General features: G+C 70.7%; 29 protein-coding genes. 17 read left to right on the top strand and 12 right to left on the bottom strand.

All coding sequences use genetic code 11. From position 1 onward, the window contains the following. Positions 1 to 148: 148 nt before the first annotated feature. Both ISU10_RS21455 and ISU10_RS21450 read left to right on the top strand, forming a co-directional pair. On the top strand, positions 149 to 1,432 hold the full coding sequence (locus ISU10_RS21455; protein WP_194698495.1) for a M16 family metallopeptidase: 1,284 nt from the start codon (positions 149 to 151) through the stop codon (positions 1,430 to 1,432). Next, positions 1,429 to 2,772, top strand: coding sequence for a M16 family metallopeptidase (locus ISU10_RS21450; RefSeq protein ID WP_194698494.1), 1,344 nt, complete (start codon positions 1,429 to 1,431; stop codon positions 2,770 to 2,772). Before ISU10_RS21455 ends, ISU10_RS21450 begins: the two co-directional genes overlap by 4 nt. Here ISU10_RS21450 and ISU10_RS21445 read toward each other — a convergent pair. Then, entirely contained in the window at positions 2,750 to 3,736 is a 987-nt protein-coding gene (locus ISU10_RS21445; RefSeq protein ID WP_194698493.1) for an endonuclease/exonuclease/phosphatase family protein, read from the bottom strand. The genes ISU10_RS21450 and ISU10_RS21445 overlap by 23 nt on opposite strands. A 40-nt stretch (positions 3,737 to 3,776) precedes the next feature. Here ISU10_RS21445 and ISU10_RS21440 point away from each other — a divergent pair, with 40 nt between their 5' ends. Together ISU10_RS21440 and ISU10_RS21435 are read left to right on the top strand one after the other, a co-directional pair. After that, positions 3,777 to 4,352, top strand: coding sequence for a DUF5998 family protein (locus ISU10_RS21440; RefSeq protein ID WP_194698492.1), 576 nt, complete (start codon positions 3,777 to 3,779; stop codon positions 4,350 to 4,352). Further along, on the top strand, positions 4,349 to 5,497 hold the full coding sequence (locus ISU10_RS21435; RefSeq protein ID WP_194698491.1) for an alkaline phosphatase family protein: 1,149 nt from the start codon (positions 4,349 to 4,351) through the stop codon (positions 5,495 to 5,497). Before ISU10_RS21440 ends, ISU10_RS21435 begins: the two co-directional genes overlap by 4 nt. A gap of 11 nt (positions 5,498 to 5,508) precedes the next feature. On the opposite strand, the gene ISU10_RS21430 is transcribed toward ISU10_RS21435, so the two are convergent. Further along, complete coding sequence (locus tag ISU10_RS21430) at positions 5,509 to 6,162, bottom strand: thymidine kinase (RefSeq protein ID WP_194698490.1); 654 nt, start codon at positions 6,160 to 6,162, stop codon at positions 5,509 to 5,511. Between the two features lie 45 nt (positions 6,163 to 6,207). On the opposite strand from ISU10_RS21430, the gene ISU10_RS21425 reads away from it, so the two are divergent. Further along, the gene (locus tag ISU10_RS21425; protein ID WP_194698489.1) at positions 6,208 to 7,035 is read left to right on the top strand and encodes a sulfurtransferase; all 828 of its coding nucleotides are present in this window, start codon (positions 6,208 to 6,210) and stop codon (positions 7,033 to 7,035) included. Here ISU10_RS21425 and ISU10_RS21420 read toward each other — a convergent pair. Together ISU10_RS21420 and sepH are read right to left on the bottom strand one after the other, a co-directional pair. Further along, positions 6,995 to 7,432 (bottom strand): MmcQ/YjbR family DNA-binding protein, encoded by a 438-nt coding sequence (locus ISU10_RS21420; RefSeq protein WP_194698488.1) that lies wholly within the window; start codon positions 7,430 to 7,432, stop codon positions 6,995 to 6,997. The two genes, ISU10_RS21425 and ISU10_RS21420, sit on opposite strands and share 41 nt — an antisense overlap. Positions 7,433 to 7,650: 218 nt before the next feature. Further along, complete coding sequence (sepH, locus tag ISU10_RS21415) at positions 7,651 to 8,679, bottom strand: septation protein SepH (protein WP_194698487.1); 1,029 nt, start codon at positions 8,677 to 8,679, stop codon at positions 7,651 to 7,653. Between the two features lie 93 nt (positions 8,680 to 8,772). Between sepH and ISU10_RS21410 the strand changes: the two genes are divergently transcribed. Next, a complete protein-coding gene (locus ISU10_RS21410) occupies positions 8,773 to 9,396 on the top strand; it encodes a trimeric intracellular cation channel family protein (RefSeq protein ID WP_370865775.1) in 624 nt (207 codons plus the stop codon). Between the two features lie 8 nt (positions 9,397 to 9,404). Here the strand turns inward: ISU10_RS21410 and ISU10_RS21405 are convergent, their stop codons facing one another. After that, on the bottom strand, positions 9,405 to 10,637 hold the full coding sequence (locus tag ISU10_RS21405) for an MFS transporter (protein WP_194698486.1): 1,233 nt from the start codon (positions 10,635 to 10,637) through the stop codon (positions 9,405 to 9,407). 88 nt (positions 10,638 to 10,725) lie between these two features. Here ISU10_RS21405 and ISU10_RS21400 point away from each other — a divergent pair, with 88 nt between their 5' ends. The 3 genes from ISU10_RS21400 to ISU10_RS21390 all read left to right on the top strand — a co-directional run bounded on the left by ISU10_RS21400 (position 10,726) and on the right by ISU10_RS21390 (position 13,209). Beyond that, positions 10,726 to 11,832: a ferrochelatase gene (locus tag ISU10_RS21400; RefSeq protein WP_194698485.1), complete on the top strand. Its 1,107-nt coding sequence runs from the start codon at positions 10,726 to 10,728 to the stop codon at positions 11,830 to 11,832. Further along, the gene (locus ISU10_RS21395; RefSeq protein WP_194698484.1) at positions 11,829 to 12,668 is read left to right on the top strand and encodes an inositol monophosphatase family protein; all 840 of its coding nucleotides are present in this window, start codon (positions 11,829 to 11,831) and stop codon (positions 12,666 to 12,668) included. Before ISU10_RS21400 ends, ISU10_RS21395 begins: the two co-directional genes overlap by 4 nt. A 247-nt stretch (positions 12,669 to 12,915) precedes the next feature. After that, a complete protein-coding gene (locus ISU10_RS21390) occupies positions 12,916 to 13,209 on the top strand; it encodes a DUF4193 domain-containing protein (protein ID WP_194698483.1) in 294 nt (97 codons plus the stop codon). A 68-nt stretch (positions 13,210 to 13,277) separates the two neighbouring features. On the opposite strand, the gene ISU10_RS21385 is transcribed toward ISU10_RS21390, so the two are convergent. Together ISU10_RS21385 and ISU10_RS21380 are read right to left on the bottom strand one after the other, a co-directional pair. Then, positions 13,278 to 13,589 carry a DUF4235 domain-containing protein gene (locus ISU10_RS21385; protein ID WP_194698482.1) on the bottom strand — a complete coding sequence of 104 codons (312 nt, stop codon included), beginning with the start codon at positions 13,587 to 13,589 and terminating at the stop codon, positions 13,278 to 13,280. A 43-nt stretch (positions 13,590 to 13,632) separates the two neighbouring features. After that, on the bottom strand, positions 13,633 to 14,088 hold the full coding sequence (locus tag ISU10_RS21380; RefSeq protein WP_370865774.1) for a DUF3093 domain-containing protein: 456 nt from the start codon (positions 14,086 to 14,088) through the stop codon (positions 13,633 to 13,635). A 24-nt stretch (positions 14,089 to 14,112) separates the two neighbouring features. Here ISU10_RS21380 and dut point away from each other — a divergent pair, with 24 nt between their 5' ends. From dut to ISU10_RS21360, 4 genes are read left to right on the top strand one after another with little or no spacing between them, the layout of a single operon-like run. Next, positions 14,113 to 14,610, top strand: coding sequence for a dUTP diphosphatase (gene dut / locus ISU10_RS21375; protein ID WP_194698480.1), 498 nt, complete (start codon positions 14,113 to 14,115; stop codon positions 14,608 to 14,610). Further along, the gene (locus ISU10_RS21370; RefSeq protein WP_370865773.1) at positions 14,607 to 15,350 is read left to right on the top strand and encodes a DUF3710 domain-containing protein; all 744 of its coding nucleotides are present in this window, start codon (positions 14,607 to 14,609) and stop codon (positions 15,348 to 15,350) included. Before dut ends, ISU10_RS21370 begins: the two co-directional genes overlap by 4 nt. A 3-nt stretch (positions 15,351 to 15,353) precedes the next feature. Next, positions 15,354 to 15,707, top strand: coding sequence for an OB-fold nucleic acid binding domain-containing protein (locus ISU10_RS21365; protein WP_194698479.1), 354 nt, complete (start codon positions 15,354 to 15,356; stop codon positions 15,705 to 15,707). Beyond that, positions 15,707 to 16,441: a DUF3159 domain-containing protein gene (locus ISU10_RS21360; RefSeq protein WP_194698478.1), complete on the top strand. Its 735-nt coding sequence runs from the start codon at positions 15,707 to 15,709 to the stop codon at positions 16,439 to 16,441. Before ISU10_RS21365 ends, ISU10_RS21360 begins: the two co-directional genes overlap by 1 nt. Here the strand turns inward: ISU10_RS21360 and ISU10_RS21355 are convergent. Then, on the bottom strand, positions 16,416 to 16,790 hold the full coding sequence (locus ISU10_RS21355; protein ID WP_194698477.1) for a VOC family protein: 375 nt from the start codon (positions 16,788 to 16,790) through the stop codon (positions 16,416 to 16,418). The genes ISU10_RS21360 and ISU10_RS21355 overlap by 26 nt on opposite strands. Positions 16,791 to 16,844: 54 nt before the next feature. On the opposite strand from ISU10_RS21355, the gene ISU10_RS21350 reads away from it, so the two are divergent. Next, positions 16,845 to 17,336 (top strand): MarR family winged helix-turn-helix transcriptional regulator, encoded by a 492-nt coding sequence (locus tag ISU10_RS21350; RefSeq protein WP_194698476.1) that lies wholly within the window; start codon positions 16,845 to 16,847, stop codon positions 17,334 to 17,336. On the opposite strand, the gene ISU10_RS21345 is transcribed toward ISU10_RS21350, so the two are convergent. Next, entirely contained in the window at positions 17,290 to 18,474 is a 1,185-nt protein-coding gene (locus ISU10_RS21345; RefSeq protein WP_194698475.1) for an amidohydrolase, read from the bottom strand. The genes ISU10_RS21350 and ISU10_RS21345 overlap by 47 nt on opposite strands. Positions 18,475 to 18,537: 63 nt before the next feature. Here ISU10_RS21345 and ISU10_RS21340 point away from each other — a divergent pair, with 63 nt between their 5' ends. Beyond that, positions 18,538 to 19,422, top strand: a complete 885-nt coding sequence (locus ISU10_RS21340; protein ID WP_194698474.1) for a bifunctional helix-turn-helix transcriptional regulator/GNAT family N-acetyltransferase — start codon at positions 18,538 to 18,540, stop codon at positions 19,420 to 19,422. Between the two features lie 10 nt (positions 19,423 to 19,432). Here ISU10_RS21340 and ISU10_RS21335 read toward each other — a convergent pair whose 3' ends face one another. Together ISU10_RS21335 and ISU10_RS21330 are read right to left on the bottom strand one after the other, a co-directional pair. Then, positions 19,433 to 20,104, bottom strand: coding sequence for a potassium channel family protein (locus tag ISU10_RS21335; protein WP_194698473.1), 672 nt, complete (start codon positions 20,102 to 20,104; stop codon positions 19,433 to 19,435). Beyond that, positions 20,105 to 20,752, bottom strand: a complete 648-nt coding sequence (locus ISU10_RS21330) for a potassium channel family protein (RefSeq protein ID WP_228501631.1) — start codon at positions 20,750 to 20,752, stop codon at positions 20,105 to 20,107. Between the two features lie 39 nt (positions 20,753 to 20,791). Here ISU10_RS21330 and ISU10_RS21325 point away from each other — a divergent pair, with 39 nt between their 5' ends. Both ISU10_RS21325 and ISU10_RS21320 read left to right on the top strand, forming a co-directional pair. Next, positions 20,792 to 22,837 (top strand): APC family permease, encoded by a 2,046-nt coding sequence (locus ISU10_RS21325; protein WP_194698471.1) that lies wholly within the window; start codon positions 20,792 to 20,794, stop codon positions 22,835 to 22,837. Further along, the gene (locus tag ISU10_RS21320) at positions 22,834 to 23,967 is read left to right on the top strand and encodes a class I SAM-dependent RNA methyltransferase (protein WP_194698470.1); all 1,134 of its coding nucleotides are present in this window, start codon (positions 22,834 to 22,836) and stop codon (positions 23,965 to 23,967) included. The genes ISU10_RS21325 and ISU10_RS21320 overlap by 4 nt, the downstream gene beginning before the upstream one ends. Before the next feature lie 641 nt (positions 23,968 to 24,608). Here ISU10_RS21320 and ISU10_RS21315 read toward each other — a convergent pair. Then, positions 24,609 to 24,989, bottom strand: coding sequence for a response regulator transcription factor (locus tag ISU10_RS21315; RefSeq protein ID WP_194698469.1), 381 nt, complete (start codon positions 24,987 to 24,989; stop codon positions 24,609 to 24,611). Between the last annotated feature and the right edge of the window lie 206 nt (positions 24,990 to 25,195).

The following is a 25,195-nucleotide window of genomic DNA, read 5'->3' as shown; positions in this document are numbered from 1 at the left end:
TGAGGAAGGCGCGCTGGCGCCTGTCTCGAAACCGGGTGAGCGGATCATCGACCTGCTCCGCGGTTTCGAGACGGGACTTCGTCCCTCCTCAACCAGCGGGTAGTCAGGGACGCGCGCAGACGAACCACCTGTGCCATACGGTCTGCCTATGGCATCGCCTACCTACGAACGCCTCAAGCTGCGCAACGGTCTCCGGGTCGTGCTCGCCCCCGACCGATCCGCGCCCGTCGTCGCCGTCGCCGTCTACTACGACGTCGGCATCCGCTCGGAGCCTCAGGGCCGCACGGGGTTCGCCCACCTCTTCGAGCACCTGATGTTCCAGGGCTCGGCGTCCCTGGGGAAGATGGAGCTGGTCAACCAGATCTCGGCATCGGGCGGCGTGCTCAACGGCTCGACGCGTCTGGACTACACCAACTACTACGAGATGTTGCCGTCCAACGCCCTGGACCGTGCCCTGTTCCTCGAGGCGGACCGCATGGGTTGGCCGGCGGTGACCGAGGAGAACCTCGCCAACCAGATCGCGGTGGTCAAGGAGGAGATCCGGGTCAACGTGCTCAACGAGCCGTACGGCGGGTTCCCCTGGCTGACGCTTGCCCCGGTGCTCTACGAGAGCTGGGCCAACGCCCACGACGGCTACGGCTCGTTCGAGGACCTGAGCAACGCCAGCCTCGATGACGCCCGCGACTTCTTCGACGCCTACTACGCACCGGGCAACGCGGTGCTCGTCGTCGCCGGCGACTTCGAGGCCGACCAGGCGGCCGAGCTGGTGCACCGCCACTTCGACGCGGTGCCGAGGCGGGCCGTGCCCGCCCGTCCCGACTTCGACGAGCCGTGGCCGACCTCGCAGCGACGAGGCGAGCAGAAGGACGACATGGCGCCCGCGCCGGCTGTGGCTCTGGGTTGGCGGGTGCCGGACCCGGCTGACCTCGATGCCTACCTGCCCTACGTCGTCGTCGCCTCCGCGCTCGCCACCGGAGACGCATCACGGCTACGTCGGCGGCTGGTCCAAGACGACCGCCTCGCAACAGACGTCGGGGCTCACCTCGGGCTGATGGAGGACGCCTACGACGTGCGCAACCCCTGCCCGTTCGTGATCGAGGCCCACCATCCCGGCGAGGTCAGCACCGACCGCGTCGTCGCGGCGGTGGACGAGGAGCTCGACCGGCTCGCCACCGACGGCATCGCCGGCGACGAGCTGACGCGGGTGACCGCCCGGCTGCGCTACGCACTGCTGGCCAGCAGCGACAACCTGCTGCGCCGCACGCTCAACATCGCGTCCTACGAGCAGCAACGAGGCCGCGCCGAGCTGACCCACGAGATGCCCGACCTGCTCGACCAGGTGACGGCCGAGCAGGTCGCCGACGCGGCGGCCTCCCTGGGTCCCGACGTCCGAGCCCGCCTCGACCTGGTTGCCGGAGGTGCTTCCTCATGAGTCCGACCAAGAGCCGCGAGCGCAAGCCACAGCCCGTGCCGGCACTGACCAAGCCACGCAAGCAACGGCTGCCCTCGCTCGCGGACCGCGTCTTGCCCAACGGCCTCCGCGTCGTCGCCGTACGCCGGGCCAGCGTGCCGTTGGTCCACCTGCGGCTGCGGGTGCCCAACGCGATCCGTCGTGACGTCGACCTGGCCAAGACCGCGCTGTTGTCGCGCACGATCATGCTCGGTACCAGCGGCCGCTCGCAGGGCGAGCTCGCCGAAGCCCTGCAGCGCATCGGTGGCGGTCTGCGCGTCGATGACGGTGCTGACGGCCTGGCATTCGTCGGGGAGTCCTTGCGGTCGGGTCTCGGCGAGCTGCTCGGCCTGCTCGCCGAGGTGCTCACCGATGCGGCCTTCCCCAAGGCAGCCGCCGAACGCGAGGCCGGTCGGCTCAACGACCACCTCAGGCGGGCGCTCTCGCAGCCCGGCACCGTCGCCGACGAGGCCTGGTTGCAGCGTCGCTACGGCGACCACCCCTACGGCCGGTCGCTGCCGACGCCCGACGAGGTGTCCGAGGTCTCGCCGCGCACCCTCAAGGCCCTCCACAAGCGGCGCGTCGTACCCTCCGGCAGCCTGCTCGTCCTGGTCGGAGACCTGACGCCGGCGCGTGCCGTCGACCAGGTGGAGAAGGCCCTGTCCGCGTGGCAGGGCGGCCCGGGAGCGTCGGTCTCGCCGGTGCCGGAGGTGCCGCGGCTGCCGCTGCTGCTCGTCGACCGGCCCGGTGCCGTGCAGTCCAACCTGCGCCTCGGGGGGCGCGGCCCCCGCCGCACCGACGACTGGTATGCCGCCGGGCAACTGGCCAACGGGATCTACGGCGGGTCGTTCTCCTCGCGCCTGACCCAGAACATCCGAGAGGACAAGGGCTACACCTACAGTCCGCACAGCTCGGTGCGCCACCTGCGTGGCGACTCGCGGCTGGTCACGGCGGCCGAGGTGGCTACCGAGGTCACGGCTCCGGCGATGGTGGAGGTGCTCTACGAGCTCGGGCGGATCGTTGCCCTGCCGCCGAGCGAGGAGGAGCTCGACGCGACCGTGCAGTACCTCACCGGCACGCTGGCACTCGGCACCTCCACGCAGGCCGGCCTTGCCGAGACGCTCGCCGACCTGCTGACCGACGGCAAGGGCGTCGACTGGCTGCAGGAGTACCCCGCGCGTCTCGCGGCGACCATTCCCGAGGAGGTCATGGAGGCCGCCGCGAAGATCCTGGCGCCCGCCAACATGGTCTCGGTCGTGGTCGGGGATGCCGACGTGGTCGAGCCGGGGCTGGCCCTGCTCACCGAGGTCGTGCGCCGCTGACCGGTGCCAGCTCGGCGACCACGGCGAGGTGGTCGGTGTCGGCGATGTGGACCGTGTCGCTGCTCAGGGCCGCGAGGCCCGGCCCGGCGAGGACGTGGTCGATGCGTGCCGTCGTGGGCAGGAACCTGGCCAGGCCCGCACCCAGGTGGTTGGCCGGCCACGTCGGCTGCCAATGGTTGGTCAGCTCGGCGGCATCGCGATAGCCGTCGTCGGTCAGCCGCCACATCGGCTCGTGGTCGGAGCTCGCGTTGAAGTCGCCGATGATGATGTCCGGCGGGTCCGAGTCGACCGCCGCCAGAAGGTGGTCGAAGTCGCTGCGCCAGTTGTTCGGGTTCGAGGGCGACGAGAGATGCACCGCCACGAGCGTCAACCCGTCTCCGACCGCGACGCGCCACGACCCCCAGCGGGTGTCCATCCGCTGGGCCTCGCCAAGCGGGATCCGCGACAGGATGACCGTGCCCCCGACCGCCTCCACGGGCTCGCCTGCCTGGTAGCGATACGGGTCGAGGAGTCCCTCCCGCCTCATCGCGTCGAACGCAGCGGGCGTGACCTCGACCAGGACCAGCACGTCGACCTGGCGCTGGGCGGCTGCCGCGAACAGCTGGGCCCGGTCGCCCAGCCCCTTGCGAAGGTTCGAGGACATCACGGTCACGGTCGATGCGCCCGCGTCGGCCTCGCGAGCGTCTCCCGTCACGAGTGGTGCGAACCAGATCGCCTGCACGACCAGGCCGCTGAAGGCGACCAGGGCCAGCGCTGTGTACGCCGACCTGCCGCGCCGGCGAGCGGCCGGCACGATCGCGACCAGCGCGGCCACCAGGTAGAGGGGGAGGGCCAGAGGCGTCAGGCCGACCAGCCGGATCGCCAGGTTGGCGGACGGCTGGGACAGGTGCAGCAGCGTCAGCGTCATCGCCGGGACCAGCAGTCCCACGACGAGCAACGTCTTGACGAGCATCCACGAGCGCACTCCGCGAGGATGCCATCAGGCTCCATGCCAGACTGCGGGCATGCGTACCCACGACCGTGACCGGACCCTCGATCTACGCGAGGCGATCCAGCGGACGGGCTACTACCCCGAGGTCGTCTCCGACGGTGTAGCGGGAGCTGTCGCCGGGGAGCATGTCGTGTCCTACTACGTGCACCACGAGCCGACCTTCGACCGTGACGAGATCCGTCGACACCTGACCGTGGTCGTCCTCACGCCGAGCCGACTGATCGTGGCGCACACCGACGAGCACGCGGCCGACGACATGATCCCCGAGCCATACACCTCTACCTCCACCGAGGCGATCGCCCTGTCCACGGTGCGCTCGGTCGTGGTGACCCGCATGGTCACCAACCCGACCTCGGGGCCGGCGCCGGCCGCCGAGGCCGTGGTCACCATCGGCTGGGGTGGCGTCAGCAGGATCGACCTCGAGCCTGCCGGCTGCCAGGACCCGGAGTGCGACGCCGACCACGGCTACACCGGCGTGCTGGCCTCGGACGACTTCTCCATCCGGGCGTCGGCCACGGCCGACGGCGAAGACGCCGTCGATGCCCTGCTGGCCTTCGCCGAGTCGCTCTCGGCCCGCACCAGCGCGTGAACGCAGGCCTCAACCCGGCCACGACGCCGTTCGTCGAGCCGGCCTACGGCTCGCGCTCGCTGAGCGAGGTGGTGCCGGCGGTCGGCGCGGCCATCGGGGTCAAGCACCGGCCGGAGGTCGTCCCTGGCGGCCTGGTCCTGCCTGAAGCGCCGGCGTACGTCGTGTTCCTCGTCGACGGTCTCGGCGCCCGGCTGCTGCAGCGCCACGCCGAGGCGGCGCCGTACCTCTCCTCGCTGCTCGCCACGCAAGAACCCGGTACGTCGGGGGTGCCATCGACGACCGCGACGAGCCTGAGCTCACTAGGCACCGCCCTGCCGCCAGGCGCTCACGGCCTGGTCGGCTTCACCACGCGCATCCCCGGCACCGATCGCCTGCTCAACGCCCTGACCTGGGACAAGAGCGTCGACCCCAAGCAGTGGCAGCCGCACGCGACGGCGTTCACCGGATTGCGGCTCAACGGCGCTGCGGTCACGGTGATCAACAAGCGAGAGTTCCGGGGCAGTGGCCTCACGGTCGCGGCGCACCGGGGTGCGGACTTCGTGGGCGCCGACCGAGTGGGGGAGCGCCTCGCGGCCGCGGTGGTGGCCTCGCGCGAGCGCCCGTCGCTGACCTACCTCTACGACGGCGACCTCGACTGGACCGGCCACCGCTACGGGGTGGCCTCCGCCCAGTGGCTGCAGCAGCTGGTGATGGTCGACGCGGAGGCCGAGCAGCTACGCGAGTCGCTGCCTCGCGACGTACGCCTCATGGTCGTCGCCGATCACGGCATGGTCGACTCCCCGACCTCGGCGCGGGTCGACATCGACCGCGAGCTGGTGCTCCGCGACGGCCTGGTGCTGATGGGTGGCGAGGCGCGTTTCCGGCACCTCTACTGCCGCGGCGGCGCCGTTGCCGACGTGGCCGAGACCTGGCGCTCGGTGCTCGGTGACCGGGCCGAGGTGCTCACCCGAGAAGAGGCGGTGGGACGGGGCTGGTTCGGTGCGGTCGAGCCGCTCGTGCTGCCCCGGTTGGGCGATGTGGTCGTCGCCTGCCGTGGTGACCTCGCGGTCGTCTCCACGGTCGACTTCTCCTACGAGGCCTCGCTGGTCGGCCTGCACGGCTCCCTGACCGCCGACGAGATGCTCATCCCGATGGTGGTCGACTGACCGGCTCGGGGTCAGCCGAAGGGCAGCGGCTCGGGAGCCATCGAGACGGCCTTGGCACGGGCGGCGGTGAGACGTCGGCGGTGGTGCTGGCGGCAGAGCACCTCGTAGGCGACGTCCGCGGGGGCCTCGTCGACGGCATCGACGTCGCCGACCACGATGACCTCGCCCTCGACGACCATCGCACCGTTCTCGGTGCGGGCGTTGTGGGTGGCCCGCTTCCCGCACCAGCACAGCGCCTCCACCTGGAGGACGAGCACCCGGTCGGCCAGCTCGACCAGCCGCGCCGAGCCAGGAAACAGCATGGTCCTGAAGTCGGTGAGGATGCCGAAGGCGAAGACGTCGATCTGCAGCTCGTCGACGACTCGCGCCAGCTGGTCGATCTGGTCGGCGGTGAAGAACTGTGCCTCGTCGCAGATCAGGTAGTCGATCCGGCCACCATGGGTCAGCGTGTCGACGACGTAGCGCCAGAAGTTGAAGTCGGGGTGCACCTCGATGGCGTCGTGCTGGAGTCCGAGGCGGCTGGAGAGGATCGACTCTCCGGCGCGGTCGTGGGTGGTGAAGATGCGGCCGACCCGGCCGCGGGCCGCGTGGTTGTGGTTGGTCTGGAGCGCCAGGGTGCTCTTGCCGGAGTCCATCGTGCCGGTGAAGAACTGCAGCTCTGCCACGGGTCGTGATCCTGTCACACCCCTTGTGCAGGTCAGGATGTCCCCATGACGTCGCCCCTCGTCTCCGTCCAGGACCTCCTCGCCCACCTCGGCGAGGTCACCGTGCTCGACGTGCGCTACCAGACAGGGGCACCCGCCGGCCGCCCGGCCTACGAGGCCGGGCACGTGCCGGGCGCGGTCTACGTGGACGTCGACGCCGACCTCGCCGCGCCTCCGGCCAAGCCGGGAGAGCCGGGCGGCCGCCACCCTCTGCCCGCGACGGCGGACTTCGAGGCCGCGATGCGCAAAGCGGGCGTGAGCGGTGACCGGCCGGTGGTCGTGTACGACGACTGGGGCGGTCGAGGGGCCGCCCGCGCGTGGTGGCTGCTGAGGTACCACGGGCACGCCGACGTCCGCCTCCTCGACGGTGGCCTCGCCGCCTGGGTGGCCGGTGGCGGCGCTCTCGAAGAGGGTGCGGTGAGCGTCGAGGCCGGCAGCTTCACCGCCGAGCCCGGAGGCCTCCCGGTGGTCGACACCGAGGACGTCTCGGCGGTGGAGGTGCTCGTCGACGCCCGCGCCCACGAGAGGTACCTCGGCGAGCACGAGCCGATCGACCCGGTCGCCGGTCGCATCCCCGGAGCGGTGAACGTGCCGACCTCCGAGAACCTGCGCCCCGACGGTCGCTTCAAGGACCCCGACGAGCTGCGCCGCGTCTATGCAGCGGTGGGTGCGGTCGCGGGTGCCGACGTGGCGGCGTACTGCGGGTCGGGGGTCACCGCGTGCCACGACCTGCTGGCGATGACCGTGGCACGGGTGCCGGCGGCGCTGTATGCGGGGTCCTTCAGTGACTGGGTCAGTGATCCGGACCGCGCTGTGGACGGTCCACCAGCCTGACCAGCTTGCGAGGTGCCAGCCGGCAGTAGCTCTCGGTCAGCAGCTCGGCCAGCTCGCCCCAGTCGACCTGGTCGTCGATGACCACCCCTGCCACGTCGCGCCCCCAGCGAGCCTTGAAGTAGCGCGGCCCCGAACCCACGATCGCGTCGAGCTCCTCGGGGTCGGCACGGAAGGTCAGGACCACGTGGGGTCCTTCGCTGCCCACCGCGTCGGAGTAGGCCTTCGGTCGCCCGGGCTCGACGCGCAGCACGTGAGCGAAGGTGCGACCACGGACCCGCCAGCGCTCGCCCACCCACGCCTCCTCCTGGTAGGCGTCGGGCAGCGCGAGCGCGATGTCGGCCAACCGCTCGACCCAGATCTCGGGAACGAGCTGGTCGCTCGTCGTCCGTCCACCCATGCGACGCAGGCTAGAGCCGCCCACCGACAGGGTCGCGGAGCCGAGCCGATGAGTCGTGCTTGCCGCCGCCGAACATGATCTCGTCCCAGCCCGGCACCACCGACAGGGGTCGCGGAGCGTCCTGCGTCCTGCACGACGAGCGACCGAGCGCCAGCGAGGGAGTCGAGGAGGAAGGACGCAGGTCATAGCGACGCGACAGCGAGGCGGAGCCGAGCCAATTAGTCGTGCTTGCCGCCGCCGAACATGATCTCGTCCCAGCTCGGCACCGATGCCCGGCCCTTGCGCTTGGGTGGCCGGGCCGAGGGCTCGTCATCTCGCTGACCGACGTCGTCGTGGCCCGGCTCGAGTGCCTGGTCATCGGCGACCCGGTCGAGCTCGGAGGTGCGCGTGCGCGGGTCGGGCTCGTCGAGGTAGGCCTCGACCGGTGCCTCGGCGCCCAGGGACGCGGATTGGTCGGGCTGGTCGGGCTGGTCGGGCCTGTCGAGCCGGCCGGGCTGGTCGGAGACCAGGTCGATGGCGTCCTCGCCCAGCGGCAGCTCGTCGGCCTCGTCGGCGGGTACGGCGGCCAGCCGGCGTCGCCGGGCCGTGGCGAGGTCGTCGTCGTGGATCTGCTCGTAGACCTGCCCGGAGGGGGACGTCGCCGGGACGTCGCCGATCAGCCAGCGAGCATCGTCGTCGTCGGCCGACACGTAGTTGCCGGGTGCGTCGAAGGTGAAGGCGGCCTGACCGCCACGCTCGCCGGCTTGGAAGCGGGCGGTGAGGGTCCACCGGCCGTCCTCGCGGCGCCAGGCGTCCCAGTCGACGCCACCAGGGTCGACGTTGCGATCGCGCAGGTGGGCCCCGACCGCCTCGCCGAGGGTGCGGCCGGAGTGACCTGGGGTGGCCGAGGTGCCTCCGGGGCTTGCCGGTCGGCGCAACGAAGCGCGCTGGGCCCGCTGGGCCACGTGCTCGCGCTCGGCCAGGACGGGGGCCGCGAACGGCATGATCTTGTCGACGGTGGTCTGTGCGGCGGAGGCCACCGCCTCGGGGGTCTCGCCGGCGCGGATCCGCGCCTGGATGTCGCGGGGTCGCAGGACGCTCTCCATCTTGATCTCCAACTGGCCGAGGCGGGCCCTAGCGTGTGTGTCGCCGCGCGCGGCGGCCCGGAGCTTCTCGTCGACGTCGAGGGTGAACTCGACCCCGGCGTCGGACACGAGCAGCAGGCGCTTGCCGTCCTCGCTGAGCCCAGCGAGGGTGAGGTGCACCATCGGCTCGCCGTTCTCCTTCCGCCCCTTCGGGTCTGGCTCCGGTGCGGTCGAGCCTACGCCCGGGCGCCCCCCGCCCCGCCCTAACCTGACCGGGTGTCGTCCACAACCCTGGTGGTCCTCGACCTCGTCGGCATCTTCGTCTTCGCGATCTCGGGTGCGCTGGTCGCGGTCCGCCGGGACCTCGACATCTTCGGCGTCCTCGTCCTGGCCGGCACGACCGGTCTGGGCGGCGGCTTCCTTCGTGACGTGCTCATCGGGGCGGCGCCGCCAACGGCCCTGGCCGACTGGCGCTACCTGATGGTGCCGGTGGGTGCGGGCCTGGTCACCTTTGCCTTCCACGGCGCCGTCGGGAGGGTCGAGCGCCTGATCACGGTCTTCGACGCCTTCGGGCTGGCGCTCTTCTGCGTCACCGGGTCGCTCAAGGCGCTCAACTACGGGCTGGACCCGGTGCCGGCCGCCCTGCTGGGCATGGTGACGGCGATCGGCGGCGGCATCGCGCGCGACCTCCTCGCCGGGCGGGTGCCAGAGGTCTTCCGCGGCGAGCTGTACGCCACGCCGGCGCTGGCGGGTGCGACCGTGGTCGTCGTCCTCGACCTGCTCGACCAGCCGACGCTCGTGATGGCGGCGGCTGGTGCGGGAGTGTGCCTGGTCTGGCGGCTGCTGGCCCTGCGCCTGCACTGGCGCGCTCCGATGCCCGCGGGGCCGGCGAACGTCTAGTCGATTCGTCAGGGCTCGAGCGGCTCCGACGCCCCGGTCGACCGCTGACGAATCGGGGAAGGATGCGGCAAGGCCTGGGCCGCCGCGGCGGCGACCAGGCCGCAGGCGACCGACACGAGGTAGGCAGCCGAGCTGTCGGCCGCGTCGATGACCACACCCCCGAACGCCGCGCCCGGAGCAACTCCGGCAGCCAGTCCGGTGTGGACGAAGGCCATGCCCTCGCTGAGGCGCGCGCCCGGCACGCTCTGCTGGACCAGCGTGAGCGCGGCGATCAGGCCCGGTGCGATGGCGAAGCCGGCGATGAACAACGCGACCGCCATCAGCCACACCGGCTCGATGAAGGCGAGCGGTGCCATGCCGCACATCAGCGCGAAGGTGTCGGCCTTCACCTGGAAGGCCAGCGAGCGCCTGATCTGCACCGCGCCGACCAGGATGCCGGCCAGCAGTGACCCGAGCGCCCACAGGGCCAGCAGCATGCCGGTCAGCCCAACCGCGTGCCGCTCCTCCGCGAACGCCACGGTGGCCACCTCGGCAGACCCGAACAGTCCGCCGAGTGCCGCAGCCACGACCACGAGGGGTACGACGGTGCGCCATGGCATGCGTGGCTGGTCCCCGGCCGCCTCGACGCGCGGGTGCGGGGGAGGGCTCGTGCTGCGTTGTGCGGCCAGGAACAGCGTGCCGCCGACACCCGCCACCACCATCGTCGCCATCCCGGCCGCCGGGTCCCACACCGTGGCGAGCACGGTGATCACGATCGGCCCGGCGATGAACACGGCCTCGTCGACCACGGACTCCAGGGCGTAGGCCGTCTGCAGCTCGCGCGGGTCGCTCACCACGTGGGACCACCGCGCGCGGACGCAGGTGCCGATGGGCGGCAGGGTCGCCCCCATCACCACGGCGCAGGCGAATGCCGTCCATCGCGCCCACTCGGCGTCGACTGACACCACGAGACCAGCCACGGCCAGCGCCCAGACGGCGATGAGCGGCGGCAGCATCCGCGGCTGGCCCACCCGGTCGAGGAAGCGTCCCTGCACGATCGCGGCGACCGCGTTGGCGATCGTGCTGGCCGCAGCGAGCGAGCCGGCCAAGCCGTAGGAGCCGGTCTGCGCCACGACCAGGAGCACGATGCCGAGCGACTCCATGGACAGCGGCAGGCGCGCCACGAGTCCGGTGGCGCTGAACAGCGAGGCGCCGGGCACCGACAGCACCCGGCGGTAGGCGTTGAGCCCGAGGTTCGACATCGAGGGTGAATCTAGGGGTGGGTCCCGACACTGACCTCATCCACCCGCACCCACGGGGATGTCACCGCCGCTCTCTACGATGGTCGGCATGGGAGCCGATGTCCGTCCGTACGACGCCCTCCTGCTGGTGTCGTTCGGCGGACCCGAGGGACCTGACGACGTCATCCCCTTCCTGGAGAACGTCACCCGAGGGCGTGGCATCCCGCCCGAGCGACTGGAGGAGGTCGGGGAGCACTACCACCTCTTCGGTGGCCGCTCGCCGATCAACGACCAGAACCGAGCTCTGCTCAACGCGATCCGCGAGGATTTCGCCGGGGCCGGTCTCGACCTGCCGGTCTACTGGGGCAACCGCAACTGGGACCCCTACCTCGTCGACGCCGTGACCCAGATGCGCGACGACGGGGTGACCCGGGCCGCGAGCTTCCTGACGTCGGCCTACTCGTCGTACTCCTCGTGTCGTCAGTACCGCGAGGACCTGGCGGCCGCGTCGGCTGCCGTTCCCGACGCACCGCGGCTCGACCGGCTGCGTGCGTACTTCAACCACCCCCGGTTCATCGAGCCGGTCGTCGATGCCACGCTGGCCGCGCTCGCCGACCTGCCCGAGGACGTCCGCAACGGGGCGCACCTGGTCTTCGTGACCCACTCCATCCCGGTCGACATGAACGAGCGCAGCGGGCCGTGGGGCCGGGCCTACCTCGGTCAGCACCGATCGGCGGCGACGGTGGTGGCCGAGCGAGTGCGCCAGGAGGTGGCGCGCAAGCACCCGTCCCGCCTGGTCTTCTGCTCGCGGTCCGGTCCGCCGCAGATGCCCTGGCTCGAGCCCGACATCAACGACTACCTCGAGGACCTTGCCAAGGACGGCGCGAGCGCTGCCGTGATCGTGCCGATCGGCTTCGTGTCCGACCACATGGAGGTCATCTACGACCTCGACACCGAGGCGCGAGCCACGGCCGAGCGGCTGTCGTTCCCGCTCACGCGAGCAGCGACGCCGGGCATCGACCCGCGGTTCGTGGGGCTGGCGCGCGAGCTCCTCCTCGAGCGCGCCGCGACCGAGCGTGGCGAGGAGGTGCCCCGCGTCGCGGTCGGCGGCCTGATGGCCGCACCCGACCTCTGCGCCGCCGGCTGCTGCCCCAACCCCCGGGGCGAGAAGCCGGTCATCGGCGGTCCGCCGACACCCCCCAAAGCGGTGCGGTGAGCGCCCACTCCCGCGACCGGGCCGAGCTCGTCGTGCTACGAGACCTGGCCCTCGAAGCCGCCCGGGCGGCAGCCGAGCTGATCCGGGAGCGCCGTACCCACGGAGTCCGGGTGGCCGACACCAAGACCAGCGATGTCGACGTCGTGACGCAGACAGACCGCGACAGCGAGGCGCAGATCCGGCAACTGGTGCTCGAGCGCCGGCCGCACGACGCGTTCCTCGGTGAGGAGACCGGAGGCGCTGCTGGCAGCTCCGGTGTGCGGTGGGTCGTCGATCCCATCGACGGCACCGTCAACTACCTCTACGGCCTGCCCGAGTACTCCGTCTCGATCGCCGTCGAGATCGACGGCGAGGTGGCCGTCGGCGTGGTCGTCAACGCGGCGACGGGCGTCGAGTACGTCGCGACGCCCGGCGACGCCAGGCGCGACGGTGCCCCCCTCCAGGTCCGTCCGCCAGCCCCTCTGCACCAGCGGCTGGTCATCACCGGCTTCGGCTACGACTCGGCCAAGCGCGCGGTGCAGGCGGCCGCGGTCGCGCGCCTGCTCCCGCACGTGCGCGACATCCGGCGGCTCGGCTCGTGCGCGCTCGACCTGTGCCACCTCGCCGAAGGCAGCGCCGACGCCTACGTCGAGGAGGGGGTCAACCTCTGGGACTACGCCGCTGGCGCCTTCATCGCAGCCCAGGCGGGCGCCCGCTGGGAGCTGCATCCTGGAGCGTTCGGGACGCCGGCGTTGGTGGCCGCACCCGACCACGGCTTCGAGGAGTTCATGGCTGCGGTGGGCGACGCCGGATTTCTTGCCCGAGATTCCCTTGAAGCAGTGGAGATCACCCCGTAGACAAGGGGCGCGATCCGAACGTTGTGCTTCACCGGCAACCGACCTGACCTCCACGCACGAAGGCGGGAATAGGCAGGTACCACTCCGCGTTCGGTAGCCGTCTGTGAGACACCGGCCAGACCGGATACCGCGACCAGGGGTCGATGGTGCACAATCTGGCGCGCCGCAGTGCCGCGGACCTGCAGACCCCACCTGCCGAACCCCCCCAGATCCATCCGCGGGGCACACACCAGGAGACCGAGAAGACATGGCAACCGACTACGACGCACCTCGCAAGACCGAGGAGGACCAGTCAGAAGAAAGCATCGAGGAGCTCAAGGCCCGCCGGCACGACAAGAACTCCGGCAAGGTCGACGAGGACGAGGCCGAGGCGGCCGAGTCGTTCGAGCTCCCCGGCGCCGACCTCTCCCACGAGGAGTTGGCCGTCGAGGTGATGCCGCGTCAAGACGACGAGTTCACCTGCATGAACTGCTTCCTGGTCCACCACCGCAGCCAGCTGGCTGACGAGAAGAAGCTGATCTGCAGGGACTGCGCTGCCTGATTCGGCTCGCGCGACGACACCCCTTTGACTCAAGCCCCAGGGCCTCACGGCCTTGGGGCTTGTCTGTGTCAGGCGGTGGTGGCGGGGACGCGGTCGCCCTTCTCGAGCTGCGGGGGGAGGTGGCCGGCGGAGCGTTGGTAGTAGCTGGCGGCCTTGCGCTGGGCCAGCATCCTGGCCAGAGCGACGAGGGTTCCGCTGACGGCGGCCCACAGCACTGCCTCCCAGACGTCGACGTCGGGGTCGGCCGGGTTCTCGGGCGGGTTCTTGCCGGTAGCTGCTCGCCACGAGGTGTTGAGGGCCTTCTTGGCCACCGCCGCGGCGCCCAGTGCCGAGGCCAGCGAGAAGACCGTCCAAAGCTTCGAACCACCACCGGATGCCATGTCGTCCACCCTAGTGCGGGGCTGAGGGGGGTCGCCTCACCCGTCAGCGTGGCCCGGACGAGTTGAGCGCCGCGGCCAGGGCCTCGGGGTGGCGGGTCCCCACCAGCCAGTACGGCGTGGGGTCGGCCGGGTCGGTCAACGGCACGCGTACCGACTGCTTGAGGTAGGGGCGGGCCACCAAGAAGGCGCGCGCGTCGGCGTCCGGGCCCAAGGCGAGCCGGGTAGCTGCCTCGTCGAGGATCTCGGCCGGGCCCAGGTGCTCGAGGGCGATGTGGGCGCGAGCTGCTCGGAACTCGCCGCCACCGACGACCAGGCGTACCGACCCGTAGCTGGTCAGGGTGAGGACCAGCAACGTCGCGAGGACCCCGGTCAGCAGCCACGGCCAGGCCCCCGGGATGGCCACCACGAAGGCCAGCCAGAAGGTGGCCAGCAACATCACGCCCTGGGCCCACCAGCGCAGGGGGATGCCCAGGCGCTCGGCGTACGTCGGCTCAGCCACGACCGCAAGGGTAGGGTCCGGGCCGTGCGCGAGCCTGACCAGCCTCTCCAGATCGCGGTGCTTCGCCTCGACCCGGACCTGCCGCTGCCGGCATACGCCCATCACGGCGATGCCGGCGCCGACCTCGTCACGGCGGTCGACGTGACCCTGGCGCCGGGGGAGCGGGTCCTGGTTCCGACCGGGGTGGCCTTGGCGCTTCCCGAGGGCTATGTCGCGCTCGTGCACCCGCGTTCGGGGCTGGCCGCGCGGCACGGACTCTCCATCGTCAACACGCCCGGCACCATCGACGCCGGCTACCGCGGTGAGATCAAGGTGCTGCTGATCAACCACGACGTGCACGAGTCGATCGAGCTGCATCGCGGCGACCGGGTCGCCCAGCTCGTGGTGCAGCGGTACGAGCGTGCTCACTTCGTCGCCGTCGACGAACTGCCGGAGTCGGACCGAGGAGCCGGGGGCTACGGTTCTACAGGGGGCTTCGGTCCCCGCGAGACGCCAGCAAGCCGTGAGGAAGGTCCCCAGTGAAGTTCCGCCGCAAGGCAGCCGACGAGTTGGTCGACGAGACGCTCGAGGGGGCATCGACAGATCAGGCCCACAACGACCGGGCCCACAACGACCGGGCCCACAACGACCGGGCCCACAACGACCGGGCCCACAACGACCGGGCCCACAACGACCAGGCCCACAACGACCAGGCCCACAACGACCAGGCCCCGACGACCGATGGTCCCTTCGACGCCGAGGACCTCGCGGATACCGAGGGGCGAGTGGATCTCGGGGCGCTGCTGCTGTTGCCGGTCGAGGGCGCCGAGCTCCAGCTCCAGGTCGACGAGGCCACGGGCAACGTCGCCTCGGTGATGTTCGCCGGCCCCGATGGTGCCTTGGAGATGAGGGTCTTCGCCGCGCCCCGCAACGGCGACCTGTGGAGCGAGGTTCGTCCCCAGATCGCCGCCGACCTGGCACGCCGCGGCGGCACGGCCACCGAGCGCGAGGGCAGGTTCGGCACCGAGCTGGTCTGCCAGATGCCGGTCACGCTCCCTGACGGGAAGTCCGGCATGCAGCCCTCGCGGGTGATCGGCATCAACGGCTCCCGCTGGCTGCTGCGAGGCACGCTGCTCGGTCGTCCGGCCGTCGAGCCCGAGGCGGGCGCGCCGTTCGAGGACGCGCTGACCACGGTCGCGGTGCGCAGGGGCGCCCACGCGATGCCTGTCGGCGACCCGTTGCCCTTGAGCCTGCCGCCCGACGCTCGAAGGACCAGGGGCTGAGGCATGTCGAGGCTGAGGCGCACGATCAGCCGCTGGGCCAACAGCACCGACCAGCACGCCCGCGAGCTGCGACAGACGGTGCGTGAGTCCGGGCTGGTCTCGATCGCCGAGGCACCCGACCGCACGCCTGTGCGTCTCAGCGGATCGCTGAGCAACGTGACCTTGCGCCCCCGCGGCGGCGTGCCCGCCTTGGAGGCAGAGCTCTTCGACGGGTCCGGAGCCATCACGCTGGTGTGGCTGGGCCGGCGGCAGATCAGCGGCATCGGGCCGGGACGCCATCTCGAGGTCGAGGGCCGCATCGGCGTCCAAGATGGGGTCCGCGTGATGTACAACCCGCGTTACGAGCTCCGCGGCTGATGGCCGGATCGCAGCAGGAGGTCGGGCCACCCGCCGACCCGGCGGACCCCGTGGAGACCGTCGAGGCCGTCGTACGCCGTCAGCTCGGTGCCGCGCTCGGCGGTCGGCGCGGCATGGTCGAGGCGGCCGTTCCCACGCTGCTGTTCACGCTGACCTGGCTGACCCAGCGCCAGCTCACGCTGGCCCTGATGGTCAGTGTCGGGGCTGCCTTGGTGCTCCTGGCAGTGCGGCTGGTGCAGCGGTCCACGCCGCAGTTCGTGCTCAACGCCCTGTTCGGCATCGCCATCGGCTGGGTCTTCGTGCGGATCGCGGCCAGCCGCGGTGGCGACGCGGACGCACAGGCCCTGGCCTACTTCCTGCCCGGCATCCTCTACAACGCCGGCTACTCGGTGATCTTCGCGCTCACGTGCCTGGTCGGGTGGCCGGTGGTCGGTTTCATGGTCGGCAGCGTCACCGGTGACCCGACCGCGTGGCACGAGGACAAGCAGGTGGTCCGGCTCTGCACGCAGCTGACCTGGCTGCTCGCCTTGCCCTGCGTCCTGCGGGTCGCGGTGCAGGCGCCCATCTACCTCGCCGGAACCTCCGGTGGCATCGACGCCGACGCCGCGGTGGCTGCCCTCGGGGTGCTCAAGATCGCTCTTGGCTGGCCGTTGCAGCTGGCAGCCCTGGGGACCATGGTGTGGCTGCTCGGACGCAACCACACGCCGCTCACTCCTGCCCAGGAGAGTGGCTGACCAGACCGACCGTGTTGCCCTCGGAGTCGGTGACGAAGGCCATCCATTCGTCGGTGCCGGCGGGACCGAGGGCGTTGTCCTCGTGGTGGAAGATGACGTGAGGCTCCGACTGCACGGGGACGCCCCGCTCGCGGCAGCGCTCGACCGTCTCGTGCACGTCGGCGACGCGCAGGTAGACCAGAGCCGTCGGCGCGACGCGATCCAGGAGAAGTCGGGTCGACCCGGCCTGGAAGAACACGAGACCCGGTGGGTCGAAGTGGCCCGTCGGCTCTGCCTCGAGCAGCCAGGCGTAGAACTCGCGGGCACGATCGAGGTCGACGGCACGCTGGGCCACCTGGAACACGTCCACGGCCGCTCCTTCGGTAGCAGATCTATCTATCCGTAGGGATGCTAACGTTCTGGCATGGAGGCGGGCAAGAGATCGAGCACGGGGGACCGATCCGCGGCCCGAGACCTCAACTCCGGCGCGATCCACCTGCTGCGAGCGATGGCCAAGGTCGACGCGGAGGCCGGACTGACTCGCGCCCGGCTCAGCGCCCTCTCGGTGCTGGTGTTCGGAGGGCCCGTGCCGTTGGGCAGGCTGGCCAGGATCGAGGGGGTGACCAGTCCGACGATGACGCGCCTGGTCGACGGGTTGGTCCACGCCGGGCTTGCCTACCGCCAGGCGCACCCAGACAGCGACCGGATGGTCCTGGTCAGCGCTACCGAGGAGGGCCGCGCCCTGATGCTCGACGCAGCGGAGCGTCGAGCCGACGTGCTCGTGGCGTCCATGGGCGAGCTCAGCGTCGCCGAGCGACGAGTGCTCCGTGAGGCTGCGCCGTTGCTGAAGCGGCTGGCCGCCGGCGTCGTCAGCCAGCAGGCTCCGAGTGCGAGTAGACCTGCTGGCCCTCGATGAACACGTGCCTGGCGCGCTGCATCACGTCGAGCGGGTCTCCCGACCACACGACGAGGTCGGCGAGCTTGCCGGTCTCGAGCGTGCCGATGCGGTCATCGAGACCGAGCACGCGGGCAGGGTTGATGGTGATCGCTCGCAGCGCGGTGTCGCGGTCGAGCCCGTCACGGACGGCCAGCGTCGCCTGCAGCACCAGGTGCCCGATCGGGCACACCGGGTGGTCGGTGATGATCGAGATCTCCACCCCGGCCCTGGCGAGCAGGCCTGGGTTGACCGTCGACCGGTTGCGCACCTCGACCTTGGACCGGCTGACGATCAGCGGGCCGATCAGCACCGGGATGTCGCGCTCGGCGATCAGGTCGGCGATCAGGTGTGCCTCGGTGCCGTGGTCGATCACCAGGTCGTAGCCGAACTCCTCGGCGATCCGGATCGCCGTCGCGATGTCGTCGGCGCGGTGGGAGTGCTGGCGCCAGGGGATCTCGCGGTCGAGCACCATCGCCAGCGCCTCGAGCTTGAGGTCGCGTGCGTCGAACGGCACCTTGCTCTTCTTGGCTGCCGCGCGCTTGGCCTGGTAGTTCTGGGCGGCGACGAAGGACTCGCGCAACACCGCGGCGGTGCCGAGCCTCGTGGACGGCGTCTTCTTCTGGTCGCCGTAGACGCGCTTGGGATTCTCGCCGAGCGCCGACTTCATGCCGGCGGGGGAGCGGAGCACCATCTCGTCGACGGTGCGGCCATAGGTGTGGACCGCGACGCAGTGACCGCCGATGACGTTGCCCGACCCGGGGTTGACGCACACGGTCGTGATGCCGCCCGCGAGGGCGTCGGTGAAGCCGACGTCGCCGGGGTAGATCGCGTCGAGCGCTCGCACCTGAGCGGTCACGGGGTCCGTCATCTCGTTGGTGTCCTGGCCCGACCAACCCTCACCCTCACCCCAGACGCCGACGTGGGTGTGCGCGTCAACGAAGCCGGGAAGCACCCAGCCGCCCTCGGCGTCGATCACGTCGGCACCACGCGGTGGCTTGGCGCGCCGCCCGACGGCGCTGATGCGACCATCGGCCAGGACGACGGTGCCGTCGTAGGGCTCGCCCTCGATCGGGACGACGTGGGCGTTGGTGATGGCGGTGCTCGCGCGGGTGACCACCGCCTCACTCTAGGTCCGCGCCACTCCCTGGCGAGGGGGTGATCGTCTGACTAAGGTCAGACAATGGCCGACCAGCATGCCGCGACCGTCCGCAGGTTCAACCGGACCTACACCCAGCGCATCGGCGCGCTGGACGACTCCTTCCTCGGCACGGGCCGTCCTCTGGGACCGTCACGGCTGCTGTTCGAGATCGGCCTCAGCGACGACGACGGCGCGACCGTGCGCGAGCTGCGCGAGCGGCTGGGCCTCGACTCGGGCTACCTCAGCCGGCTGCTGCGCTCCCTGGAGGCAGACGGTCTGGTCGACGTACGCCCCGACCCGACCGACCGGCGCCGCCGACGGGTGAGGTTGACCGGCCGCGGACGGACGGCCCGACGGCGCCTCGACGAGCGGTCCGAGGACCTGGCCCGGTCGCTCGTGGCGCCGCTGAGCGAGCGTCAGCGCGAGCGGCTGACCGAGGCGTTGGCCACGGCTGACCTGCTCGTGCGCGCCGCGACCGTGCAGTTGCAGGAGGTGTCGCCGACCGACCCTCGCTCGGTGGCCGCGATGGCGGCGTACTTCGCCGAGATCGGTGAGCGGTTCGGCTTCGAGCCCGGAGACGCCTGGCTCGAGGACGCCGAGGCGATGACCGGCCCTGATGGCTTCTTCGTCGTGGCCACCAGTGACGGCGAGGCGGTCGCCTGCGGCGGCGTCCATCGCCTGCCCGACGGCGCTGCCGAGATCAAGCGGATGTGGGTGCACGGCGACTGGCGCGGCGCCGGCCTCGGAGCTCGGCTGCTCCGGCACCTCGAGGACGTCGTGCGCGACCGCGGCTACGACGTCGTCCGCCTCGACACCAACGACACCTTGTTGGAGGCGATCGCGATGTACGAACGCGCGGGCTACCACGCGATCGAGCGCTACAACGACAACCCGTGGGCCAGGCGCTGGTTCGAGAAGACGCTCTGAGCCGTCAGGGTCAGCCGCCGTGGGTGCCAGGCGCCAGCATCCGCTCCAACGCGTCCTCGACCTCGGCGCCGGCGACGAAGAGCAGCTCGTCGCCGGACTCGATGGGCTGGTCGGCGTTGGGGGTGTAGACCTGGCCGTCGCGCAGGATCGTCACCAGTGCGCAGTTCTCCGGGAACGGGATCAGCCCGGCCGGCTTGCCGACGTAGGGCGAGTCGGCGGGCAAGGTGAGCTCGACGAGGTTGGCGTTGCCCTGGCGGAAGGTGAACAGCCGCACGAGGTCACCGACCGTCACGGCCTCCTCCACGAGGGCCGACATGATGCGCGGGGTCGACACGCTGACGTCGACGCCCCAGGCCTCGGTGAACAGCCACTCGTTGTTGGGGTGGTTGACCCGGCCGACCGTGCGCGGCACGCCGAACTCGGTCTTGGCCAGCAGCGCGGTGACCAGGTTGGCCTTGTCGTCGCCGGTGGCAGCGATCACCACGTCGCACTGGTCGAGCCGCGCCTCCTCGAGCGAGGACATCTCGCACGAGTCGGCCAGCAGCCACTCCGCCTCGGGCACGCGGTCGGGCTTGATGGACACGGGGTCCTTGTCGATCAGCAGCACCTGGTGGCCGTTGGTGATCAGCTCCTGGGCGACGGAGCGTCCGACGGCCCCGGCTCCGGCGATGGCAACCCTCACTCAGTGCTCCTCGGGTCCCTTGTTGATGACCCCGAACACGTTGCCGGCGTCCTCCTCGCGCATCACCAGGTGGAGCAGGTCGCCCTCTTGGATCACCGAGTCGCGAGTCGGCAGCATCCCCTCGCCGAGGCGGTCGATCCACGCGATGCGGCTGCCGGACTGGACCTGGAAGTCGGAGGTCTTGCGGCCGATCCACACGTCCGGCACGGGCACCTGGTCGACGCGGATGGTGCCGGACGGGTCGCGGAAGTCGGGCTCGGCGCCGGCGGGCAGGATGCGACGCAGCACCTGGTCCGCGGTCCATTTCACCGTGGCCACGGTCGTGATGCCCAGACGCTGGTAGACCTCGGCCCGGCCGGGGTCGTAGATGCGGGCCACCACCTGCTGGATTCCGAAGGTCTCGCGGGCCACACGCGCGGCGATGATGTTGGAGTTGTCTCCGCTCGAGACGGCGGCAAAGGCGTCGGCCCGGCGGATGCCGGCCTTCTCGAGCACCACCTGCTCGAAGCCGTAGCCGGTGACCTTGTCGCCGTTGAAGGCCGGACCGAGACGCCTGAACGCATCGGGATCGCTGTCGATGATCGAGACCGTGTGGTTGCGATCCTCGAGACTGCGGGCGAGGGTCGAGCCGACGCGGCCGCAGCCCATGATCACCACATGCACGGTTGAACCGTATCCTGTTCGCTCGTGGGTGTCGGAGACGTCGCCAAGCGGGTCCTGCTCGGCCGGAAGCTCCGGAGCTCCCAGTTGGGCGAGACTCTCCTGCCCAAGCGCATCGCGCTGCCGGTGTTTGCCAGCGACGCACTCTCGTCGGTCGCCTATGCACCCGACGAGGTCTTCATCATGTTGTCGCTGGCCGGTGCCTCGGCCTACGTCTGGTCGTGGAAGATCGGGATCGCGGTCGCGTTGGTGATGGCGGCCGTCGTGGCGTCGTACCGGCAGACCGTGCACGCCTACCCCTCCGGCGGCGGCGACTACGAGGTGGCCACCGTCAACCTCGGCGCGACCGCCGGCACGACCGTCGCGAGCGCGCTGCTCGTCGACTACGTGCTGACGGTGGCGGTGTCGATCTCGTCGGGCGCCCAGTACGCCGCCTCGGCGATCGAGGTGCTCCGGGGTCACGAGGCGACCTTCGCCACGATCCTGGTCGTCGTGCTGATGGCGATCAACCTGCGCGGCATCCGGGAGTCGGGCACCTTCTTCGCCATCCCGACCTATGCGTTCATGGCCGCTACGCTCGGGATGTGTGCCTTCGGGCTGCTGCGGCTGGCGGGTGGCTCCTTGCCCCAGGTCGAGAGCGCCGAGCTCGACATCGAGAAGGCCCCGGGGTTCGAAGGTTCGCTGACGACGTTCGCGCTGATGTTCCTACTGGCGAGGGCCTTCTCCTCCGGGTGTGCTGCGCTGACCGGAGTCGAGGCGATCTCCAACGGCGTCCCGGCCTTCAGGCGGCCCAAGAGCAAGAACGCCGCCACCACGCTGTTCATGCTGGGCGCGATCGCCATCACGATGATGCTCAGCATCATCGTGCTCGCCAAGCAGATGGGCCTGAGGTACGTCGACCCGCACGACCTCGACCGACTCACGCAGAACGGCGAGCCGCTGCCGGACGGCTACGACCAGCACCCGGTGATCGCCCAGATCGCACGCGCCGTCTTCAACGACTTCACGCCCGGCTTCCTGTTCGTCGTCACGGTGACCGGGATCATCCTGGTGCTCGCCGCCAACACGGCGTTCAACGGCTTTCCGGTGCTCGGCTCGATCCTGGCCCAGGACGGCTACGCGCCCCGGGCGCTCGGCTCGCGCGGTGACCGCCTGGCCTACAGCAACGGCATCGTCTTCCTGGCGCTGATGGCGATCATCTTGATCCAGGTCTTCAACGCCGAGACCACCCGACTGATCCAGCTCTACATCGTCGGCGTCTTCGTGTCGTTCAACCTCAGCCAGCTCGGCATGATCCGGCACTGGACCCGGCGCCTGAAGTCGGAGAAGGACGCGGGCGAGCGGGCCCGGATGTACCGCTCGCGGGTCATCAACACCGTCGGGCTGACGTTCACTGCAGTGGTCTTGGTGATCGTGCTGATCACCAAGTTCCTCGCCGGCGCGTGGATCACGATCCTGGCGATGATCGTGTTCTTCGCGATCATGCGCGCCATCCGTCGCCACTACGACAACGTCTCCCTCGAGCTCGCGGCCGACGAGGAGGACAAGATCATGCCGACCCGCGTGCACGCGATCGTGCTGGTCTCCAAGCTGCACAAACCGACCCTGCGGGCGCTGGCCTTCGCGAAGGCGACCCGCCCCAACGTGCTCGAGGGCGTCTACGTCGCCGTGGATGCCGGCTCGACAGACCGGCTGCTCCAGGAATGGGACGACCGCAACCTCGGCGTCCCGCTGAAGGTGCTGTTCTCCCCGTACCGCGAGGTCGTCAAGCCGATCATCGACTACGCCACCCAGATCCGGAAGGCCAACCCGCGCGGCGTGGTCGCGGTCTACATCCCCGAGTACGTCGTGGGCCGCTGGTGGGAGCAGCTGCTGCACAACCAGACGGCGCTGCGCCTGAAGGGCCGACTGCTGTTCACGCCCGGCGTGATGGTGACCTCGGTGCCCTACCAGCTCCGCTCGAGCGAGCTGGCCCGCGACCGCGAGGAGCGCGAGCAGGGCCGCGTGCGGGCCGGCGACGTGAGGCGCGGTCGCGTCGACCGGACGTCGTCGGACCACCAAGTCCAGCGGTGACGCGCAGACCGCGCGATCGGATCGCCCGCGGTGCCTCGCACGCAGGCGAGCGGCACACCGTGGACGTGGGGCCAGTGGCCCACGGTGGCCACTGCGTGGCCAGGCTCGACGACGGGCGCGTCGTGTTCGTCCGCCACGCGATCCCCGGGGAGCGGGTGGTCATCGAGGTCACCGAAGGGACCGATGGCGACAAGTTCTGGCGCGCCGACGCCGTCGAGGTCCTCTCCGCCTCCGGCGACCGGGTCAGGCCGCCCTGTCCCGTCGCCGGGCCGGGCCTGTGCGGAGGCTGCGACTTCCAGCACGTCGACCTCGGCCGTCAACGCGCGCTGAAGGCCGAGGTCGTCGCCGAGCAGCTACGCCGGCTCGCCGGTCTCGACCTCCCGGTCGTCGTCGAGGCGGTGCCCGGGGGCCTGCACGGACTTCGGTGGCGGACCCGCGCGAGCTTCGCGCACCTGCCCGACGGCCGCAGGGCCATGCGCCGGCACCGATCCCACGACCTGGTGGCGGTCGAGGACTGCCTGATCGCAGCCCCGAGTGCGGAGTCGCCGTCGTCTCACGAGCAGGTCGAGGTGGCCGGCGTCTCGCACGAGTTCGCGCTGGCGGCCGACGGTTTCTGGCAGGTGCACCCCGGTGCACCCAGGGTGCTGGTCGAGACCGTCCTCGACCTCCTCGCTGCTCAGCCAGGGGAGAAGGTGCTGGACCTCTACGCCGGCGTCGGGCTGTTTGCGGCGTTCCTCGCCGACCGGGTGGGTCCCGACCGGGTCGTGGCCGTCGAGGGTCATCCTGCTGCGGCTCGCGACGCGGTGACCAACCTGCCCTCCGGCGTACGCGTCCTGAGGGGCGACGTGGCCACGGTGCTGCGGGGCGCGCTCGACGAGCCGTTCGACCTGGTCGTGCTCGACCCGCCGCGAGAAGGCGCCCGTCGAGCCGTCGTCGAGCAGGTCGCGCAGCGCGCCCCGCGTGCCGTCGCCTACGTCGCCTGCGACCCCGCGGCACTGGCCCGTGACGTCGCGAGCTTCGCCGAGCAGGGTTATGCGCTGACTGCGCTGCGGGCCTTCGACGTCTTCCCGATGACTTCACATGTTGAGGTCGTTGCGCATCTCGTGAAGAGCGGCTCTCGCCTGCGGTAATGCGATCGGGTCGTGTGAGCACGAGCCCCGAGCACGGGCCACCGGGCTCACTTTGGGCTCACTTTGGGCTCGCCTTGGGCTCGCTTTGGCAAGGCGTTCAGCCTTCCCCAATCCTTGAATCCCTCGTGACCGGCTACGGGCGAACCTCGCCGAGCACCGCGGGCCGAGGGAGGATGCTAGGGGCAGCCGAGCAGCTGCACGAGCTGGCCATCGAGTGGAAGGCAGGCGAGCGGTGATCGCCCATGCCGCCCCGCCCATGCCGGCCGCATCGTGGATCGGGCTCCTCGACCTTCACGAGCGTCGGTGACACTCGCCGACAACTGGACCTTGATCGGTGGCCAACGCTGGTCGGTATGGCGGCAGCGCTCAGCAATGCGGGCGACCCTGGCCTCGGTCGGCCTCGGTCGGCCTCAGGCGCGACTTCGTGGTCCGCACGCCCATCGCCATCCGGCTGCCGGCTGAAGATCGTACGGATAGGACTCCGTCACCGGTGCAGGTCACCGGGCGGGTCTTGCGGGAGTCCCGGTCGCAGCTGGCGGGCTGGCCAGCGACTGTCCCGCTGGAGGTTCCGTCTCTGGGACAGGTTGTGCGTGTGCAGATAGCTGGTGCAGGAGGGATAGTTGACGGATCGGCGAGCTTGCTCATCCGCTCAGCCCGAGTCCGGCGTCGCGGGCTTTGATGATGGCTTCGGCGCGGTGGGTGACGTGCAGCTTGCCGAGGATTGCGGTGATGTTGTTGGCGACAGTCTTCGGTGACAGGTCGAGTTTGGCGCCGATCTCGGTGCTGGTGAGGCCGGCTGCGACGTCGTCGAGGATCTCTCGTTCTCTGTCGGTCAAGTCGGGGAACGGAGCCTCGCGTACGGCGGGTGGTCGGCCGAACCAGTCTCGGAGGCGTCGTGCCAGGGCCGCTCCCAAGACGGCCTGCCCCGCGGCGGCGGCCCGGACGGCGGCGATGATGTCGGCTCCGTCCGCGCCTTCGAGCAGGTAGCCCGCCGCGCCGGGCGAAGAGGGTGTTGTCCTCATCGAACACCGTCAGGACGAGGACGGCGGTCTCGGGTGCGGCCTTGCGCAGTTCTCGAGTGGCGTCAATGTCGTGAAGGCCGGGTGCACGGCGACCAACTGCCCGGCCTGGGCTTGTCAGCGTTCCTGTGTAAGGGCCTGACCTGACTTTGATATTAGGCGTTGTCCAGACGGCCGGGGAACATGACGTCGAACTGGTTCATGGCGAT

Source organism: Nocardioides agariphilus (assembly GCF_015352445.1).
In the GTDB taxonomy this organism is placed as follows: Bacteria; Actinomycetota; Actinomycetes; order Propionibacteriales; family Nocardioidaceae; genus Nocardioides; species Nocardioides agariphilus.
This window is presented reverse-complemented; position numbering and strand designations above follow the sequence as displayed.

Excerpts from the sequence above, each read along its gene's own strand:
- ISU10_RS21455 (WP_194698495.1), top strand. The coding sequence starts at position 149 with ATGGCATCGCCTACCTACGAACGCCTCAAGCTGCGCAACGGTCTCCGG.
- ISU10_RS21450 (WP_194698494.1), top strand. The coding sequence starts at position 1,429 with ATGAGTCCGACCAAGAGCCGCGAGCGCAAGCCACAGCCCGTGCCGGCA.
- ISU10_RS21440 (WP_194698492.1), top strand. The coding sequence starts at position 3,777 with ATGCGTACCCACGACCGTGACCGGACCCTCGATCTACGCGAGGCGATC.
- ISU10_RS21425 (WP_194698489.1), top strand. The coding sequence starts at position 6,208 with ATGACGTCGCCCCTCGTCTCCGTCCAGGACCTCCTCGCCCACCTCGGC.
- ISU10_RS21420 (WP_194698488.1), bottom strand. The coding sequence starts at position 7,432 with ATGGGTGGACGGACGACGAGCGACCAGCTCGTTCCCGAGATCTGGGTC.
- sepH (WP_194698487.1), bottom strand. The coding sequence starts at position 8,679 with ATGGTGCACCTCACCCTCGCTGGGCTCAGCGAGGACGGCAAGCGCCTG.
- ISU10_RS21405 (WP_194698486.1), bottom strand. The coding sequence starts at position 10,637 with ATGTCGAACCTCGGGCTCAACGCCTACCGCCGGGTGCTGTCGGTGCCC.
- ISU10_RS21400 (WP_194698485.1), top strand. The coding sequence starts at position 10,726 with ATGGGAGCCGATGTCCGTCCGTACGACGCCCTCCTGCTGGTGTCGTTC.
- ISU10_RS21390 (WP_194698483.1), top strand. The coding sequence starts at position 12,916 with ATGGCAACCGACTACGACGCACCTCGCAAGACCGAGGAGGACCAGTCA.
- ISU10_RS21385 (WP_194698482.1), bottom strand. The coding sequence starts at position 13,589 with ATGGCATCCGGTGGTGGTTCGAAGCTTTGGACGGTCTTCTCGCTGGCC.
- ISU10_RS21365 (WP_194698479.1), top strand. The coding sequence starts at position 15,354 with ATGTCGAGGCTGAGGCGCACGATCAGCCGCTGGGCCAACAGCACCGAC.
- ISU10_RS21360 (WP_194698478.1), top strand. The coding sequence starts at position 15,707 with ATGGCCGGATCGCAGCAGGAGGTCGGGCCACCCGCCGACCCGGCGGAC.
- ISU10_RS21350 (WP_194698476.1), top strand. The coding sequence starts at position 16,845 with ATGGAGGCGGGCAAGAGATCGAGCACGGGGGACCGATCCGCGGCCCGA.
- ISU10_RS21340 (WP_194698474.1), top strand. The coding sequence starts at position 18,538 with ATGGCCGACCAGCATGCCGCGACCGTCCGCAGGTTCAACCGGACCTAC.
- ISU10_RS21330 (WP_228501631.1), bottom strand. The coding sequence starts at position 20,752 with ATGGGCTGCGGCCGCGTCGGCTCGACCCTCGCCCGCAGTCTCGAGGAT.
- ISU10_RS21315 (WP_194698469.1), bottom strand. The coding sequence starts at position 24,989 with ATGAGGACAACACCCTCTTCGCCCGGCGCGGCGGGCTACCTGCTCGAA.